The organism is Stenotrophomonas sp. (assembly GCF_050737575.1).
GTDB lineage: Bacteria > Pseudomonadota > Gammaproteobacteria > Xanthomonadales > Xanthomonadaceae > Stenotrophomonas.
This window is the reverse complement of the sequence record NZ_JBOHXW010000003.1, coordinates 481,189-497,926: the sequence shown is the minus strand read 5'-3', so window position 1 is coordinate 497,926 and position 16,738 is coordinate 481,189. Positions and strand designations below refer to the sequence as shown.

Below are 16,738 nucleotides of genomic sequence, written 5' to 3'. Positions count from 1 at the left end.
GATGAAGCACCGCACGACCCTCTCTTTAATTGCCGGCCTCGGCTTGACCGCGCTGACCGCCTCCGCCTTTGCACAACCGGTGTGCGCGCCGCGCTATCCGCCGCCGACCACCGTCGCGGCAATGTTCGACATGGCTGCCGTCACCGCCGACACGCTCGATGCCCTGCCCGACGTGGACGTGGCTATCGCCGCGCGCGGTGGCCAGGACTTGAGCAAGTACGGCCTGCGCCACAGTCATCTGGCCTTTCTGGTCCGCAACGACGACGGCGGCTGGGACGTGGTGCACCTGCTCAACCGCTGCAAGACCGATGCCTCGGACCTGTATCGCGAGGGCTTGGTGAACCTGGTCGGCGAAAGCTCGATCACCACCGACCTGCGCGTCGGCATTCCCACCCCGGCAGTGCGGGCCGCACTCAAACCGTTGCTGACCGGCGCGGCCACCCAGGCGCGGGCGCTGCATCAGCCGCGTTACAGCATGCTGGCCTATCCCGGCAGCAGCCACTACCAGAACTCCAATCAATGGATTCTGGAAGTCACCGCCGCCGCGATGGCACAGGCCGAAGACGGCACCACGCTGGGCAACCGCGACGACGCCTTGGCCTGGCTCAGCCGCAAGGGCTACCTGCCCACGCGCATGCACATCGGTATCGGCAAGCGGCTGGGCGCGCGGTTCTTCGCCGACAACGTCGCCGTCACCGACCACCCGGCCAGCGAGCGCATTTCCGGCAATTACTCGGTGGTGACGGTGGAATCGACCTTTGATTTCCTGCACCGCAGTGGCGCGCTGGAGCGCGAGCTGTCCATTCCCCATCAAACGCCGGTGCCTGCGGTCATCGCTACTGGCGTGCAACCTCTTGTTCAATGAAAGGAGTCAGACCATGAAGCACTTCCTCCATCACGGCGCGTTGGCATTGGCAGTCACCGCGTGCATGGGTTTGTCACTGATGCCGCGCGACGCACACGCAGGCGAGCCCAACCTCAATGGCTCGGAAATCTCGGTACTGGTCACCAGCGCAAGCGTCGCGATGGTGGTGTCCGGCCCGGTGTTTCTGTCGGCGGCAGGCGTGAGCAAGGCGACCGATGCCTCCAAGGCATCGACCGAGCGCAAGGATGACAAGCCGCGCCGGATCAGCGCCGGCCCGCTGCCCGACATGAAAGTGAAGTCGGTCGGCAGTACTGCCGAGGGTGGCCGCACGGTGGCGCTGGAAGATCCCACCAACGCCGAAAACACCGCCCAGCTGCAGTGGCCGCAGCGCGAGGACAATCCGGCGCAGAATTTCGTCGTCGGTCAGACCGTGGCCTTCACGCCAAGCCCGCAGGGCGCCGGCTGGATGCTGCGCGCTGAAGATGGTGCGGTGCTGACGTTCGTGCCGACGATTGAAGCGATTGACGAGAGCCGTACCTCGACGTTGTGAGTTGCTGAAGCAGAAAATCGGCTCAACCTAGGCGGAGACGGATGCCAGCAGCCCCCTCTCCCCAACCCCTCTCCCGTGAAGGGAGAGGGGCTTTGAGATTGCGGAGATGCTGGATTGTTCCCTTCCCCCTGTGGGCGGGACGACAACTCGGCAGGATTGCCGAGTTGTACGGCGAAGCCGCCCGAAGGGTGAGGCACATGGATGTGCCGAATACAGGTGCCCGCAGGGCGGATGAGGGGGCTTTTGGAAGCGACAAGCTCTAGAGCTGCCCTCACCCCAACCCCTCTCCCGCAGGCGGGAGAGGGGCTTCATCAAGCACCTGACAGGACACGCTGTTCCCCCGCATTGACATGCCTGACTGGCCTCGGCGGTTACAATGCCGCCCTGCGTACCTGCCGCTTTCCGCCTGGTCGCCCTTCCCACTCTTCTCTACAGCGCCCTGCGGTGCTGCCTGTGCCGTTTATGTCCTCGCATCCGCCCACTCGTTTCGCACCGCTCACCCCCACTTCGCTGCTGATCGCCGTGTTGGCGATGGGTGTCGTCGTGCTGGGCTCGAACGTGCTGGTGCAGTACCCGATCAATGATTGGCTGACCTGGGGCGCCTTCAGTTATCCCATCGCGTTTCTGGTCAGCAACCTGATCAACCGCCGCTTTGGGCCGCAGGCCGCGCGGCGTGTGGCGTGGGCCGGTTTTGCCGTGGCGGTGGTGCTGTCGGTCTGGATTGCCACGCCGCGTATCGCGGTGGCGTCGTGCTCGGCGTTCATCGTCGCGCAGTTGCTGGACATCACCGTGTTCGACCGGCTGCGCGCCGGCAACTGGTGGCGTGCGCCGATGGTGGCCACCACCTGCAGCGCTTCGCTGGACACGGCGATCTTCTGGTCCATCGCCTTCGCCGGTTCCTCGCTGCCGTGGATCAGCTGGGCGCTGGGCGATCTGGCGGTGAAGCTGGCCATCGGCGTCTGCCTGCTGGCGCCGTTCCGCGCCTTGCTGTGGAAGATGGCGCCAGCGCGCTGACCCTCAGCGCCGGCTCCGGCGCTGATTCGCAACGATCAACTACGCCTGCTTGCCCGGCTCGAACGGCAGGCCTTTGGCGATGGCCGCAGCGGTGATTGCCGCACACGCCGCTTCGATCTCCGGCGTGGGTACGGCCATGCGCGCGCGCCGATCCAGCGTGCAGGACAACCCAACATCCAGCAGCGTGGCGTGCGCCTCGTGCAGGGCCACGGCGGTGTCGCCGGTCAGCCAGCCGGATGCGGCCAATGCGGCGATCAGGAACGGGGTTTCGCGCGGTTCGGTCAGGGCCGGATTGTCCGCAGCACCGGCCAGCACGCCGGTCTGCAGCACGAATTCCAGATCGACCAGACCACCGGCCCCCTGCTTGAGATCCAGCCGCGCCGCATCGCTGCGATCCAATTCGGCGCGCATGCGTGCCCGCATCTTCAGCACGTCGCCGAACAAGGTGTCGTGATCGCGCTCGCGGCCAAGCGTCGCCGCGCGTACCTGCTCGAAGTCGGCCAGCAGCGATGGCTCACCGGCCACGCCGCGCGCGCGCACCAAGGCCTGGTGTTCCCAGGTCCAGGCGCGCTCGCGCTGGTATTCGGTGTAGCTGGCCAGCGACGACACCAGCGCACCCTTGCCGCCATCCGGGCGCAGGCGCACATCAATGTCGTACAGACGACCCGCCGCGGTGACCGCCGCCAACAGCGCCATCACCTTCTGCGCCAGCCGCGCGAACCAGCGACCGCTTTCCAACGGACGCGGCCCGTCGCTGGCGTCGGCTTCGGGCGGATGCGCGTACAGGAACACCAGATCCAGATCCGAGCCGAAACCCAACTCCAAGCCGCCGAGGCTGCCGTAGCCAATGATCGCGAAACGTCCACCGGGGACTTCGCCGTGCGCGCGCGCCATGTCAGCGCGCGCCATTTCCAGCACCGTCACCACCACCGCGTCGGCGAGCTGGGCCAGTTGCTGGGTGCAATCCACCGCGCGTTGCCGGCCATCGTGGAACGCCAGCGCCATGCGGAAGCTCAAGGCCAGGCGCACTTCGTTGAGCGCGCGCAGGGCGACTTCCGGGTCGTCGATGCTCAGCGCGGTGGCGCAGGCGTCGTGCATCTCCTGCGCTTCGGGCATCGGCCCGGCCACGCGTGTGTCCAGCAATTCGTCCAGCAGCAACGGGAAGGCGACCAGACGCTCAGACAACAACGCGCTGCGGGCCAGCACGTTGACCAGTCGGGTGAGCGCGCTGGGTTGTTCGTCGAGCAGCGCCAGATAGCTGGTGCGGCGCAGGATGGACTGCAGCAGGCCGAGCACGCGGCGCAATGCGGCGTCGGGTTGCGGTGAGCGCGTCGCTGCCAGCAGCAGCGCCGGCAATACGCGATCCAGTCGCGCGCGGGCGTTGTCCGACAACGACTTCACGCCGAGTGATTGCGCAAACTCGCGCAGCGATTGGTCGGCGCTATTGGCATCGGCGAAACCGGCTTCGGCCAGCACCTCGGCATTGCCGCCACCGGGCAGCACGCGCCAGTAGCTGGACAGCGCATCAGGCGCGACCTGGCCTTGTCGCGGTGCCAGCAGCGCGCCGAACTCGGTGCTCACACGCTCGCGCTGTTGATCCAGCGCCTGCAGCAGCGCCTCCCAATCGGCGTAACCCAAGCCGAGGGCAATGCGCGCGCGGTCCAGCGGATCGGTCGGCAGGCAATGCGTCTGCGCGTCACGCAGCATCTGCAGGCGGTTTTCCACGCGCCGCAGGAAGCGGTATGCGGTGGTCAGGTCGTCACCATCGGCAGGCGCCATCTGCCCGGCTTCGACCAGCGCATGCAGCGCCGGCAGCAAGCGGCGTTCGCGCAACGCGGCTTCGCGCCCGCCACGGATAAGCTGCAATGCCTGTGCGAGAAATTCGATTTCACGAATACCGCCGGGGCCGCGCTTGATGTCATCCAGCCGGTCCTTGCGGGCGACCTCGGCGGTGATCGCGGCCTTCATTTCGCGCAGGCCATCGAGCGCGGTGAAATCCAGATAGCGGCGATAGACAAACGGCCGCAGCGTTTCCAACCACGCCTCTCCGGCGGCGATGTCGCCAGCCACCGCGCGCGCCTTGATCCACGCATAGCGTTCCCAGTCGCGACCTTCGCGCTGGAAATACTGGTCCATGCCAGCAAAGGACAGCGCCACCCGCCCGGCCGTGCCGAACGGGCGCAGGCGCAGATCGACGCGGTGACAGAAGCCTTCGGCGGTGGTTTCGTCCAGCAACCGTGCCAGCCGCTGGCCCAGGCGCGCGAAATACTCCTCGGCCGCCAGCGGGCGAGCGCCATCCGAATCGCCGTTGTGCGGGTAGGCGTAGACCAGATCGATGTCGGAGGAGAAGTTCAGCTCGCCGCCGCCCAGCTTGCCCAGGCCGAACACCACCAGCCGCTGCACATTGCCTTCATCGTCACGGATCACGCCGTGGCGACCGGCGAACTCCTGCTCCAGCGCGGCCAGCGCCAGTTGCAGGCAGTCCTCGGCCAGCACCGTGGCGCCGGCCAGGGTGGCGTCCACGTCATCGGCGCCGGTCAGGTCACGCCAGATCAGCCGGGTGGACGCGGCCGCGCGGTAACGGCGCAGCTGGGTCGGCCAGGCGCTGGGCTGCAGCGGGTCCAGTTCGGGCTTGGGCAGCGACGCGGGATCGGGCTGGGCCAGCAAGGCCAGCAGCTCGGGCTGCCGGCACAAGGTGTCGATGGCGAAATCACTGGTCACCGCCAGCTGCCGCAGGGTGGCCTCGAATTCCGGGGATTGCGGCCACTGCGCCGGGTCCGGCACGGCGAGCGTGAGGCGGGCGATGGCGCGGTCAACGACCGGCACGACGTATTCAGGCAATGCGGGGGCGGGCAGATTCATGCCGCCGATTCTGGCATCTGGCCGGGGCTGCGGTCGCCCTGTGCAGAATGTGGGCAATAAAAAAGCCCGCTGACAGCGAACTGTCAGCGGGCTTTGCTCCCTCCCCCACGTCGGGATGCAGGGCGATCCTGCGGGGAGTTCGGACAAGTTGCACGCTGCAGTGCAAAACAGTACTTGCCGGTACAAGAGCCCCGGATCGGCAAAGACCATCCCACCAAGGTAGAACACCTCTGTTCACGGCGAACGGCGATAATCGGCCATTCCCCCAAGAATCCGTAGTCGTCATGTCTGTCGAACGCATCCTGGACGCGCGCTTGCGCGACCGCATCGTTTCCGCTGAACAAGCGGCCGCTTTCATTCAACCGGGTGAAACCGTCGCCATGAGCGGTTTCACCGGTTCCGGTTACCCCAAGGCCGTGCCGCTGGCGCTGGCGCAGCGCATCGAAGCGGTGCACGCGCAGGGGTTGCCGTTCCAGATCAAGCTGATGACCGGCGCTTCCACCGCGCCGGAACTCGATGGCGCGTTGGCCAAGGCTGACGGTATCGCCATGCGCATGCCGTTCCAGAGTGACCCCGATGCCCGCAAGCGCATCAACGACGGCAAGCTGGACTACATCGACATCCATCTCTCGCACGTCGCCCAGCACGTGTGGTTCGGTTTCTACGGTGAGATCGATACCGCCGTGATCGAGGTGTCGGCCATTCGCGAAGATGGCGCGCTGGTCCCGTCCACCTCGATCGGCAACAACAAGACCTGGCTGGACCTGGCCAAGAAAGTGATCATCGAGGTCAACGAATGGCAGCCCGAGAGCATCGAGGGCATGCACGACATCTATTACGGCACCGCGCTGCCGCCGCACCGCAAGCCGATCCCGTTGATTCACGCCAACGACCGCATCGGCCAGACTACGCTGGACATCGATCCGGCCAAGATCGTGGCGGTGGTGCGCACCAATGGCCCGGACCGCAACAGCCCGTTCAAGCCGATTGACGCCGAAAGCAAGCTGATCGCCGGCCACCTGATCGAATTCCTCAAGCACGAAGTCGCCAAGGGCCGCCTGCCGGCCAACCTGCTGCCACTGCAGTCGGGCGTGGGCAACATCCCCAACGCAGTGCTTGCCGGCTTGGCTGAAAGCGGCCTGCGCGGGCTGACGGCGTTCACCGAGGTGATCCAGGACGGCATGCTCGACCTGCTCAAATCCGGTGTGCTCGAATACGCCTCGTGCACCGGCTTTGCGTTGAGCCCGGAGGCCAACGAAGAGTTCAAACGCAACATCCATTTCTACCGTGACCGCATCATCATGCGCACGCAGGAAATCTCCAACCATCCGGAGCTGGTACGCCGCCTCGGCTGCATCGGCATGAACGGCATGATCGAAGTAGACCTCTACGGAAACGTGAATTCCACGCACGTCATGGGCAGCCGCATCATGAACGGCATCGGCGGTTCGGGCGACTTCACCCGCAACGGTTTCCTGTCCACGTTCCTGAGCCCATCCACGGCCAAGAACGGCGCCATTTCCTCGATCGTGCCGATGGTCAGCCACGTTGATCACACCGAACACGACGTGTCGATCATCGTCACCGAGCAAGGCCTGGCCGACCTGCGTGGCCTGCCGCCGCGCGCCCGTGCACGCGTGGTGATCGACAACTGCGCGCACCCGGATTTCCGCGACCAGCTCAACGATTACTTCGACCGCGCCTGCCGCGACAGCTATGGCAAGCACACGCCGCACCTGTTGCCCGAAGCGCTTTCGTGGCACCAGCGTTACATCGACACCGGCAGCATGAAGGCCTGAAACGGCGGAATGCTGCAAACAGAAAACCCGGCATGATTGCCGGGTTTTTGTTGTTGCGTGTAGCGGAGTGATGCTTCGCTGGCGCGCCTTCTTTGTAGAGCGGAGCCATGCTCCGCTGCAGCCTTATCGGTAAAGCCGCTGCCGAGCATGGCTCGTCACTACAGGGTTGCCCGGCACTATTGCTGGGTGCTGCCGTGCAGGTAATCCAGCGACAGCTGCAACAGCGCACGCAGGCCCACGTCCAGTGCCTTTTCATCGAGCAGGAACTTGGGCGAGTGATTGCTGGGCGCGGTCGCCGGGTCGATGCCCTGCGCCGTTGAACCGACGAAGAAGAACATCGACGGCACCTGCTGCGCGTACAGCGAGAAATCTTCCGAGCCCATCTGCAACGGTGGCTCGTAGACATTGTCCTTGCCCACCACCGCCTGCAGGCTGGGCAGCATGCGCGCGGTCAGTGCCGGGTCGTTCACCGTGGCCGGGTTGCCATCCTTCTCGTAGATCTCCGTGGTCGCCGTTGCGCCATGCGCGGCGGTGGTGTGTTCGGCGACATTGCGCAGGTCGGCAAATATCTGCTGACGCATATCTGGATCGAAGGTGCGGATGGTTCCGACCATTTCCACCGAATCCGGAATGATGTTGTAGCGGATGCCACCCTTGATCGCGCCAAAGGTAACCACCGCCGGCTGCTTGGACAGGTTGGCACGGCGGCTGACGATGGTCTGCGCGGTGCCGATCAGATCAGACGCGGCAACAATCGGATCAACGCCATTCCACGGCGCCGACCCATGCGTCTGGCGGCCATGCACGGTGATGCCAAAGCGATCGGACGCGGCCATCAGCGGACCACCGCGCACGGCGATCTGCCCGGCCTGCACGCTGGAAAACACATGCAGGCCAAACACCGCCTCCGGTTTGAAGTCCTTGAACAGGCCTTCCTTGAGCATCAGGTCGGCACCGCCTTGTTCCGGCGGCGGTGCGCCTTCTTCGGCCGGCTGGAAGATCAGCATCACTTCGCCGGGCAGTTTGTCGCGCATGGCCACCAGCGCGTCGGCCACGCCGAGCAGCGTTGCTGTGTGCGCGTCGTGACCACAGGCGTGCATCACCCCGACCTGCTCACCGCGATACTCAGCGGTGGCTTTGGACGCAAACGGCAGCCCGGTCTGTTCGGTGACCGGCAACGCGTCCATGTCCGCACGCAGCGCGATCTTCGGGCCGGGCAAGCCACCCTTGATGATCGCGACCACGCCATGCACGGCAACGCCAGTCTGCGGCTGCAAGCCCATCGCCCGCAAACGCTCGGCGACCTTGGCGGCAGTGCGTTCCTCGCGATTGGAGAGTTCCGGGTGCTGGTGGAAGTCACGGCGCCAATCCACCACTTTCTGCTGCAGGCGCGCGGCGGCAGCAGCCACTTCAGGGCGCTGGACTTCCTGGGCCTGAGCCAGCGGCGACAGGGCGCACAGCAGCGCGGACAGCAACACGGTCTTGCGGGCCATCGGCAACTCTCCTTGGGACGGGGATGTTGCAGTGACTGTAGGGCAGTTGGGCGGGGAATCCGATGGGACGATTCTGGATTTGGGGGGTGGTGTGGGCTTTGGGCTTGGCTTTCTCACCCTCTCCCCAACCCCTCTCCCGTCAAGGGAGAGGGGCTTTACAGCTGCAGTTACTAGGATTGCCTCAACTCGCAGCGCACCTAGCCCCTCTCCCCTTGCGGGGTGAAAGGAGCAGCTTGCGAACCACTGGTTCGCTGCTCCTTGAACGACCTTGCGCCAGCGCAAGGGCCGGGGCGCGGAGCGGGGGTTGGGGAGAGGGGCGCCTTTTAAACACCCCAAATCCACGTCAACCCAATCCCCTTTGGAACGTTCATCACTTATCGCGGTCTCAACGCGTGGCCCATCGGTCATGACTCAGCCCGACATACCGCAGCGGTATCCTCTGCAGCTTCGCCGTTCCATCCCCCTACCGGTTCCTCAGGAGTTTTCGCATGTCGCGTTTCTGGAAGATTGTGCTGCTGGTCATCGCAGTGCTGCTCGTTGCCGGGATCGGTTATCGGGTGATGGGGGGCGGCAAGCAGAAAGCGGACGCACCGGCGGCAGGCATGACCGGGCCGGGTGCAGGCAGGGACGACGCGCCGGTGCCAGTCACCGTGGTTGCGGCCGAGCGCAAGAACGTGCCGGTCTACGTCACCGCGCAGGGCACCGTGACCGCCTACAACACGGTCACCGTCAGTCCGCAGGTGGGTGGTGAGCTGTTGAGCGTCAATTTCCGCGAAGGCCAGCCGGTGAAGAAGGGCGACCTGCTCGCGCAGATCGACCCACGCACCTTCCAGGCGCAGTACGACCAGGCCGTTGCCAGTAAGCGCCAGAATCAAGCACTGCTGGCCACCGCGCAGTCCAACTTCGAGCGTTCCAACTCGCCGGAATACCGCCAGTTTGTCGCCCAGACCGACCTGACCACGCTGCGCAACCAGGTGGCGCAGTATCAGGCCGCGGTCGCCGCCTCGCAGGCGTCGGCTGACCAGGCCAAGGTGCAGCTGGATTACACCCGCATCACTTCGCCGATCAACGGCATCACCGGCATCCGTGCGGTGGACCCGGGCAATGTGGTCAGCGCTGGCAGCCAGATCGTCACCGTGACCCAACTGCAGCCGGCCTATGTGCTGTTCAACCTGCCCGAGCAGCAGCTCGACGCGGTGCGCACCGCGCAGCAGGCCGGGCCGTTGCAGACCTCCACGCTCGACCGCGAGGGCGGTGCGGTGGTCAACGCCGACGGCAAGCTGCAGGTGGTGGACAACCAGATCAGCAGCAACAGCGGCACGTTCCGCCTGCGCGCCGAATTCCCGAATGCCGAATCCGCGCTGTGGCCGGGCCAGTTCGTCAACGTGCGCATGCAGCTCAACGAGTTGCCGAACGCGGTGGTGGTGCCGGCCGAAGCCGTGCAGCGCAGCAGCACCGGCGATTTCGTCTACCTGATCAAGCCCGACAGCACCGTCACCCTGCGCGATGTGGTGCAGGGCGGCCAGGTGGATGACAGCCATGTCGTCATCAGCAAAGGCCTGGAGGCTGGCGACAAAGTGGTGACCGAAGGCCAGTTCCGTTTGAAGGAAGGCAGCAAGGTCACCCAGCTCGCTCCGGGCCAGGCGCCGCCGGCGCCCACCGAAGACCAGCTCAAGGCGGCCAGCCAGAAGGGCCGTGGTGGACGGAGTGGCCCGCCGCGCTGACGCGCCGCTCGCCGCCCCGCCCTCTCCCCCCGCACCAGGAATCGCCCGTGGGCTTCTCGACTATTTTCATCCGCCGTCCGATCGCTACTTCGTTGTTGATGGTCGGCCTGATGCTGTTGGGCATCCTCGGTTACCAGCGCCTGCCGGTTGCCGCGTTGCCCGAGATCGAAGCCCCCAGCCTGGTGGTGACCACGCAATACCCCGGCGCCAGCGCGCAGACCATGGCCTCGTTGGTGACCACGCCGCTGGAGCGGCAGCTGGGCCAGATTTCCGGCCTGGACATGATGACCTCCGACTCCTCGGCCGGGCTGTCCAGCATCGTGCTGCAGTTCTCGATGGAGCGCGACATCAACACCGCCGCGCAGGACGTGCAGGCGGCGATCCGCCAGGCCACGCTGCCCAGCTCGCTGCCGTATCAGCCGGTCTACAACCGGGTGAACCCGGCCGACGCGCCGATCCTCACCCTCAAGCTGGCCTCGGACACGCGCCCGCTGCGTGAGGTCAACGATCTGGCCGACTCGGTGCTGGCACAGCGCATGTCGCAGGTGGACGGCGTGGGCCTGGTGTCCATCGCCGGCAACGTGCGCCCGGCCGTGCGCATCCAGGCCAACCCGGCGCAGTTGGCCAACATGGGCATGACCATGGAGGACCTGCGCAGCGCGCTGACCCAGGCCAACGTCAACGCACCCAAGGGCTCGCTCAACGGCAAGACGCAGAGCTACACGCTGTCCACCAACGACCAGCTCAGCGACGCGGCCGATTACAACGACATCATCATCCGCTACCAGAACGGGGCGCCGGTGCGCCTGCGCGACGTGGCCAAGGTGGTCGATGGGGTTGAGAACGACCAGATCGCCGCGTGGGCTGATGGCAAGCCGGCGGTGCTGCTGGAAGTGCGCCGCCAGCCGGGCGCCAACATCGTCAAGACGGTGGAAAACATCCGCCAGATCCTGCCCAGCCTGCAGGCCATGTTGCCGGCCGACGTGAAGCTGGATGTGTTCTCCGACCGCACCGTCACCATCCGCGCCTCGGTGCATGACGTGCAGTTCACGCTCATCCTCACCATCTGCCTGGTGGTGGCGGTGATCTTCGTATTCCTAAGGCGTTTGTGGGCCACGGTGATTCCGTCGGTGGCGGTGCCGTTGTCGTTGATGGGCACGTTCGGCGTGATGGCGTTTGCCGGCATGTCGCTGGACAACCTGTCGCTGATGGCGCTGACCGTGGCCACTGGTTTCGTCGTGGACGATGCGATCGTGATGATCGAGAACATCGTGCGATACATCGAACAAGGCAAGGACGGACAGGAAGCGGCGGAAACCGGCGCAAAGGAAATCGGCTTCACCGTGCTGTCATTGACGGTGTCGCTGGTCGCGGTGTTCCTGCCGTTGATCCTGATGCCGGGCGTCACCGGCCGTTTGTTCCATGAATTTGCGTGGGTGCTGACCATCGCGGTATCGATCTCGATGCTGATCTCGCTGACGCTCACGCCGATGATGTGCGCCTACCTGCTCAAGCCCGACGCCCTGCCCGAAGGCGACGATGCGCACGAGCGTGCGGCCGCCGCAGGCAAGGTCACCGCATGGTCGCGCCTGGTGCACGCTTACGAGCGCAGCCTGGATTGGGTGCTGCGCCACCAGCCGCTGACGCTGGGCATCGCGCTGGCCTCGGTCGCGTTGACCGTGCTGCTGTACATGGTGATCCCCAAGGGCCTGCTGCCCGACCAGGACACCGGCATGATCACCGGCGTGGTGCTGGCCGATCAGAACGTGGCCTTCGACCAGATGCAGCAGCGCACCCAAGCCGTTGCCGCCGCGCTGCAGAACGACGAATCCGTGAGTGGCGTGGCCGCGTATATCGGTGCCGGCAGCATGAATCCCACGCTCAACCAAGGCCAATTGAGCATCGTGCTCAAGGACCGTGGCGAACGTGGCGGACTGGATGTGATCCTGCCGCGCCTGCAGGCCGCCGCCGCGCATATCCCGGGCGTCGCGCTGTATCTCAAGCCGGTGCAGGACGTGACCCTGGATACGCGCGTGGCTGCCACCGCCTACCAGTTCTCGCTGTCGGACATGGACAGCACCGAGCTGGCCACACAGACCGACCGCGTCACCGATGCGCTGCGCCGTTTGCCGGAGCTGGCCGACGTCGACAACAACCTGGCCAATCACGGCCGTGCCTTGCATGTGGAAGTGGACCGCGACAAAGCCGCGCGTTACGGCGTGCCGATGCAGACCATCGACGACACGTTGTATGACGCTTACGGCCAGCGCCAGATCTCCACCATCTTCACCCAGCTCAACCAGTACCGCGTGGTGCTGGAAGTGGCGCCGGAGTTCCGCAACAGCGACGCGCTGATGAACCAGCTGGCGATCGGCAGCAACGGCAGCGGCACGCTGACCGGCAGCAACGCCACCTCGCTGGGCCAGGTGACGTCGAGCAACTCGTCCACCGCCACCGGCATCGGCAACAGCAATACCGGCATCGCCTTGGGCGCGGGCGGCAGCATTCCGTTGTCGGCCATTGCCACGGCCATTCCGGGCACCGCGCCGTTGATCATCAGCCACCAGCAGCAACTGCCGTCGGCCACCGTCTCGTTCAATCTGGCGCCGGGTTATTCCTTGTCCGAAGGCGTGGACGCGATCAACAAAGCGGTCGCCGCACTGGAACTGCCGCCGCAGACGCAGGCGCAGTTTGTCGGCACGGCGGCGGAGTTCTCCAGCAGCCAGACCGACGTGGTGCTGTTGCTGCTGGCCGCCATCGCGGTGATCTACATCGTGTTGGGCGTGCTGTACGAAAGCTACATCCATCCGCTGACCATCATCTCCACCTTGCCGCCGGCCGGTGTCGGCGCGTTGCTGGCGCTGTACCTGTGCGGCATGAGCCTGTCGGTGGACGGCATCGTCGGCATCATCCTGCTGATCGGTATCGTCAAGAAGAACGCGATCATGATGATCGACTTCGCGCTGGACGCGCAGCGCGCTGGCGCCAACGCCTATGACGCCATCCGTCGCGCCTGCCTGCTGCGTTTCCGCCCGATCATGATGACCACCGCCGCCGCCATGCTCGGCGCCTTGCCGCTGGCATTGGGCACCGGCATCGGTTCGGAACTGCGGCGTCCGCTCGGTGTGGCCATCGTCGGCGGCCTGCTGTTGTCGCAGCTGGTCACGCTGTACACCACGCCGGTGATCTACCTGTACTTCGAGCGCTTCTCCGAATGGGCTGCCAAGCGTCGCGAGCAACGCGCCGCCGCCCGCCTGCAGACGGCCAGGTAACGCGCTGGCATGAATATCTCCGCGCCTTTCATCAAACGCCCGATTGGTATCGGCCTGTTGGCCATCGGCCTGTTCTTCGCCGGGCTGGTTTGTTACCTGCGTCTGGGCGTCGCCGCCCTGCCCAACCTGACCATCCCGGTGATCTTCGTGCAGGCGTCGAACATCGGTGCCGATGCCAACACCATGGCCTCGACCGTGACCGCGCCGCTGGAGCGTCACCTCGGCCAGGTGCCGGGCATCGACACCATGCGATCAAGCAGCAGCGACGGTCGCAGCATGGTGTTCTTGATGTTCAACACCAGTCGCGACATCGACGCGGCCGCGCAGGATGTGCAGGCTGCGATCAACGCGGCCATGGCCGATCTGCCCGCTGGCATCAACACGCCCACCTACCAGAAGGCCAACCCCAACGACGATCCGGTGATCGCATTGGCGCTGACCTCGGACACGCAATCGGTGGCCGAGTTGTACAACCTGGCCGACTCACTGCTGGCCCAGCGGCTGCGGCAATTGCCCGGTGTATCGCAGGTGGATATTGCCGGTGCGTCCACGCCGGCCGTGCGCATCGACCTCAACCTGCGCGCGATGAATGCACTGGGCCTGAGCCCGGATGATCTGCGCAATGCCATGCGCGCGGCCAACGTCGCTTCACCGTTGGGCTTCCTCAGCGACGGCAGCACGCAGACCGCCATCGTTCTCAACGACCAGATCCGCAAGGCACCGGATTTCGCCAACGTCGCCATCTCCACGCACGACGGTGCGGTGGTGCGGTTGAAGGACATCGCCACCGTTTACGACGGCCAGCAGGATGCGTATCAAGCGGCCTGGTTCAACGGCAAGCGTGGCGTGCTGATGTATGTGTACCTGCGCAGCGGCGCCAACCTGGTGGCCACCGTGGACCGCGTGAAAGACGCCGTGCCCGGCTTGTCCACCTATCTGGACGCCGGCACCACGCTGACGCCGTACTTCGACCGCACCCCGACCATCCGCGCGTCACTGGCCGAAGTGCAGATCACGCTGATGATCAGCCTGGCGATGGTGATCCTGACCATGGCGCTGTTCCTGCGCCGGCTCGCGCCCACCTTGATCGCCGCGGTAACGGTGCCGCTGTCACTGGCCGGTGCTGCGGTGGTGATGAGCATGCTGGGCTTCACCCTCAACAACCTCACCTTGCTGGCCTTGGTGGTGGCAATCGGCTTTGTGGTGGACGACGCCATCGTGGTGATCGAAAACATCATGCGGCACCTGGACGAGGGCGTGCCGCGCAAGGAAGCGGCGATGGCCGGTGCGCGCGAAATCGGCTTCACCATCGTGTCGATCACCGCATCGCTGATCGCGGTGTTCCTGCCGATCGTGTTTGCGCAGGGCATGATCGGCGCGTTCTTCCGCGAGTTCACGCTCACCCTGGTGGCGGCAATCATGGTGTCGGCCATTGTCTCGCTGACCTTGACGCCGGCCTTGTGCGCGCGCTTCCTGCAGCCACATTCGGCGCCGGTGAAACCTTCGCGTATCGGTCCACTGTTGGATCGCGTGCACGGCGGCATGTTGCGCTTCTACACCGTGGCGTTGGATTTCTCGCTGCGGCATTGCCTGCTGTTGTCGCTGACGCCGCTGCTGTTGATCGGCGCCACCATCTATCTGTCCGGTTCGGTCAGCAAGGGCTCGTTCCCGGAGCAGGACACCGGCTTGGTCTGGGGCCGTGCCAGTTCCAGCGCCACTGTCTCTTTCCAGGAAATGAGCGAGCGGCAACGTCGTCTGTCGGACATGTTGCTGGCCGACCCCGCCGTGAAAATGGTCGGCTCGCGTCTGGGTTCCAGCCGCCAGGGCAGCAGCGCGCAATTCAACATCGAACTGCACACGCAACAGGAAGGCCGCAAGGAACCGACCAATGTCGTCGTCACCCGTTTGAGCGCCAAGGCCGCACAGTTCCCGGATCTGGATGTGCGCCTGCGGGCCATCCAGGATCTTCCCTCCGATGGCGGCGGCGGTGGTTCACAGGGCGCGCAGAACCGCGTGACACTGCAGGGCAACGATGCCGAGCAGTTGGCCGAATGGCTGCCCAAACTGGTGGAAGTGCTCAAGCAGAATCCCAAGCTGCGTGATGTGGGCTCGGACGTGGACAAGGGCGGTTTGATGCAGAAGATCGTCATCGACCGCGAGAAGGCATCGCGTCTTGGCGTCAGCATCGGCGCCATTGACGGCGCGCTGTATGGCGCGTTCGGCCAACGGCAGATTTCCACCATCTACGCCGACCTCAATCAGTACGGTGTGGTGGTCAATGCACTACCCGGGCAGACCGCCAGCCCGGCCGCCATCGAAGACCTGTACGTGCGTTCGAGCAGCGGCCAGATGATTCCGCTGACCACGCTCGCCCATCAGGAACCGGGGCTGGCACCGTCACAGGTGACGCACCAGAACCAATACACGGTGATGGACCTGAGCTACAACCTGGCGCCAGGTGTAAGCAGCGGCGAAGGCAATGCCATCGTGCAGGCAGCGATCAACGGCCTGCGCATGCCCGGCGACATCCGCCAGGCAGAGCGCGGTGGGTTTGGTCGCGCCATGGACCCGTCTGCGATGTTGATGCTGATCATCGCCGCCATCGCCACGGTCTACATCGTGCTGGGCATGCTCTACGAAAACCTCGTGCACCCGGTGACCATCCTGTCCACGCTGCCGGCGGCGGGCATGGGCGCATTGCTGGCGTTGTGGCTGACCAATACCGACCTGTCGGTGATCTCGATGATCGCGCTGGTGTTGTTGATCGGCATCGTCAAGAAGAACGCGATCATGATGATCGACTTTGCCGTGGTCGCGCAGCGCGAGCACGGCAAGTCACCGGCCGAGGCCGTGCGCGAAGCCAGCATCGTGCGCTTCCGCCCGATCATGATGACGACGATGGTGGCCATCCTCGCCGCACTGCCGCTGGCCATTGGTTTGGGTGAAGGTTCGGAACTGCGCCGCCCGCTCGGCATCGCGATGATCGGCGGCCTGCTGATTTCGCAGAGCCTGACCCTGCTCAGCACCCCGGCGCTGTACGTGATCTTCTCGTGCCTGCAGCAGCATTGGCGCAACTGGCGCGCCCGTCGCAAGGAGCGCAAGCGCCTGCGCAAACTCGCGCGGGCGTGACGCGTGTACAGGCGCCCCGTGCGATCCGGG

9 protein-coding genes are annotated in these 16,738 nt (G+C 65.3%); 7 read left to right on the top strand and 2 right to left on the bottom strand.

Translation table 11 applies throughout. The features are described from left to right. Position 1 precedes the first annotated feature (1 nt). The 3 genes from ACREP4_RS08350 to ACREP4_RS08340 all read left to right on the top strand — a co-directional run bounded on the left by ACREP4_RS08350 (position 2) and on the right by ACREP4_RS08340 (position 2,429). Positions 2-865, top strand: coding sequence for a DUF2145 domain-containing protein (locus ACREP4_RS08350; protein ID WP_431595709.1), 864 nt, complete (start codon positions 2-4; stop codon positions 863-865). Between the two features lie 13 nt (positions 866-878). Further along, entirely contained in the window at positions 879-1,415 is a 537-nt protein-coding gene (locus ACREP4_RS08345; protein WP_431595708.1) for a hypothetical protein, read from the top strand. Positions 1,416-1,877: 462 nt separating this feature from the next. After that, positions 1,878-2,429: a queuosine precursor transporter gene (locus tag ACREP4_RS08340; RefSeq protein WP_431595707.1), complete on the top strand. Its 552-nt coding sequence runs from the start codon at positions 1,878-1,880 to the stop codon at positions 2,427-2,429. 39 nt (positions 2,430-2,468) lie between these two features. Here ACREP4_RS08340 and glnE read toward each other — a convergent pair whose 3' ends face one another. Then, positions 2,469-5,291 (bottom strand): bifunctional [glutamate--ammonia ligase]-adenylyl-L-tyrosine phosphorylase/[glutamate--ammonia-ligase] adenylyltransferase, encoded by a 2,823-nt coding sequence (gene glnE / locus ACREP4_RS08335; RefSeq protein WP_431595706.1) that lies wholly within the window; start codon positions 5,289-5,291, stop codon positions 2,469-2,471. A 284-nt stretch (positions 5,292-5,575) separates the two neighbouring features. On the opposite strand from glnE, the gene ACREP4_RS08330 reads away from it, so the two are divergent. Beyond that, on the top strand, positions 5,576-7,090 hold the full coding sequence (locus tag ACREP4_RS08330; protein ID WP_431595705.1) for an acetyl-CoA hydrolase/transferase family protein: 1,515 nt from the start codon (positions 5,576-5,578) through the stop codon (positions 7,088-7,090). Between the two features lie 176 nt (positions 7,091-7,266). Here ACREP4_RS08330 and ACREP4_RS08325 read toward each other — a convergent pair whose 3' ends face one another. Then, the gene (locus ACREP4_RS08325) at positions 7,267-8,583 is read right to left on the bottom strand and encodes a M20 family metallopeptidase (RefSeq protein ID WP_431595704.1); all 1,317 of its coding nucleotides are present in this window, start codon (positions 8,581-8,583) and stop codon (positions 7,267-7,269) included. A 488-nt stretch (positions 8,584-9,071) separates the two neighbouring features. Here ACREP4_RS08325 and ACREP4_RS08320 point away from each other — a divergent pair, with 488 nt between their 5' ends. The 3 genes from ACREP4_RS08320 to ACREP4_RS08310 are packed head-to-tail and all read left to right on the top strand — an operon-like array spanning position 9,072 to position 16,708. After that, entirely contained in the window at positions 9,072-10,307 is a 1,236-nt protein-coding gene (locus ACREP4_RS08320; protein WP_431595703.1) for an efflux RND transporter periplasmic adaptor subunit, read from the top strand. 47 nt (positions 10,308-10,354) lie between these two features. Next, on the top strand, positions 10,355-13,579 hold the full coding sequence (locus tag ACREP4_RS08315; protein ID WP_431595702.1) for an efflux RND transporter permease subunit: 3,225 nt from the start codon (positions 10,355-10,357) through the stop codon (positions 13,577-13,579). Between the two features lie 9 nt (positions 13,580-13,588). Beyond that, complete coding sequence (locus ACREP4_RS08310) at positions 13,589-16,708, top strand: efflux RND transporter permease subunit (RefSeq protein WP_431595701.1); 3,120 nt, start codon at positions 13,589-13,591, stop codon at positions 16,706-16,708. The last annotated feature ends 30 nt before the right edge of the window (positions 16,709-16,738 follow it).

What these genes read in the sequence shown, in the direction of transcription:
- ACREP4_RS08350 (WP_431595709.1), top strand. Translation starts at nt 2, where the DNA reads ATGAAGCACCGCACGACCCTCTCTTTAATTGCCGGCCTCGGCTTGACC.
- ACREP4_RS08345 (WP_431595708.1), top strand. Translation starts at nt 879, where the DNA reads ATGAAGCACTTCCTCCATCACGGCGCGTTGGCATTGGCAGTCACCGCG.
- ACREP4_RS08340 (WP_431595707.1), top strand. Translation starts at nt 1,878, where the DNA reads ATGTCCTCGCATCCGCCCACTCGTTTCGCACCGCTCACCCCCACTTCG.
- glnE (WP_431595706.1), bottom strand. Translation starts at nt 5,291, where the DNA reads ATGAATCTGCCCGCCCCCGCATTGCCTGAATACGTCGTGCCGGTCGTT.
- ACREP4_RS08330 (WP_431595705.1), top strand. Translation starts at nt 5,576, where the DNA reads ATGTCTGTCGAACGCATCCTGGACGCGCGCTTGCGCGACCGCATCGTT.
- ACREP4_RS08325 (WP_431595704.1), bottom strand. Translation starts at nt 8,583, where the DNA reads ATGGCCCGCAAGACCGTGTTGCTGTCCGCGCTGCTGTGCGCCCTGTCG.
- ACREP4_RS08320 (WP_431595703.1), top strand. Translation starts at nt 9,072, where the DNA reads ATGTCGCGTTTCTGGAAGATTGTGCTGCTGGTCATCGCAGTGCTGCTC.
- ACREP4_RS08310 (WP_431595701.1), top strand. Translation starts at nt 13,589, where the DNA reads ATGAATATCTCCGCGCCTTTCATCAAACGCCCGATTGGTATCGGCCTG.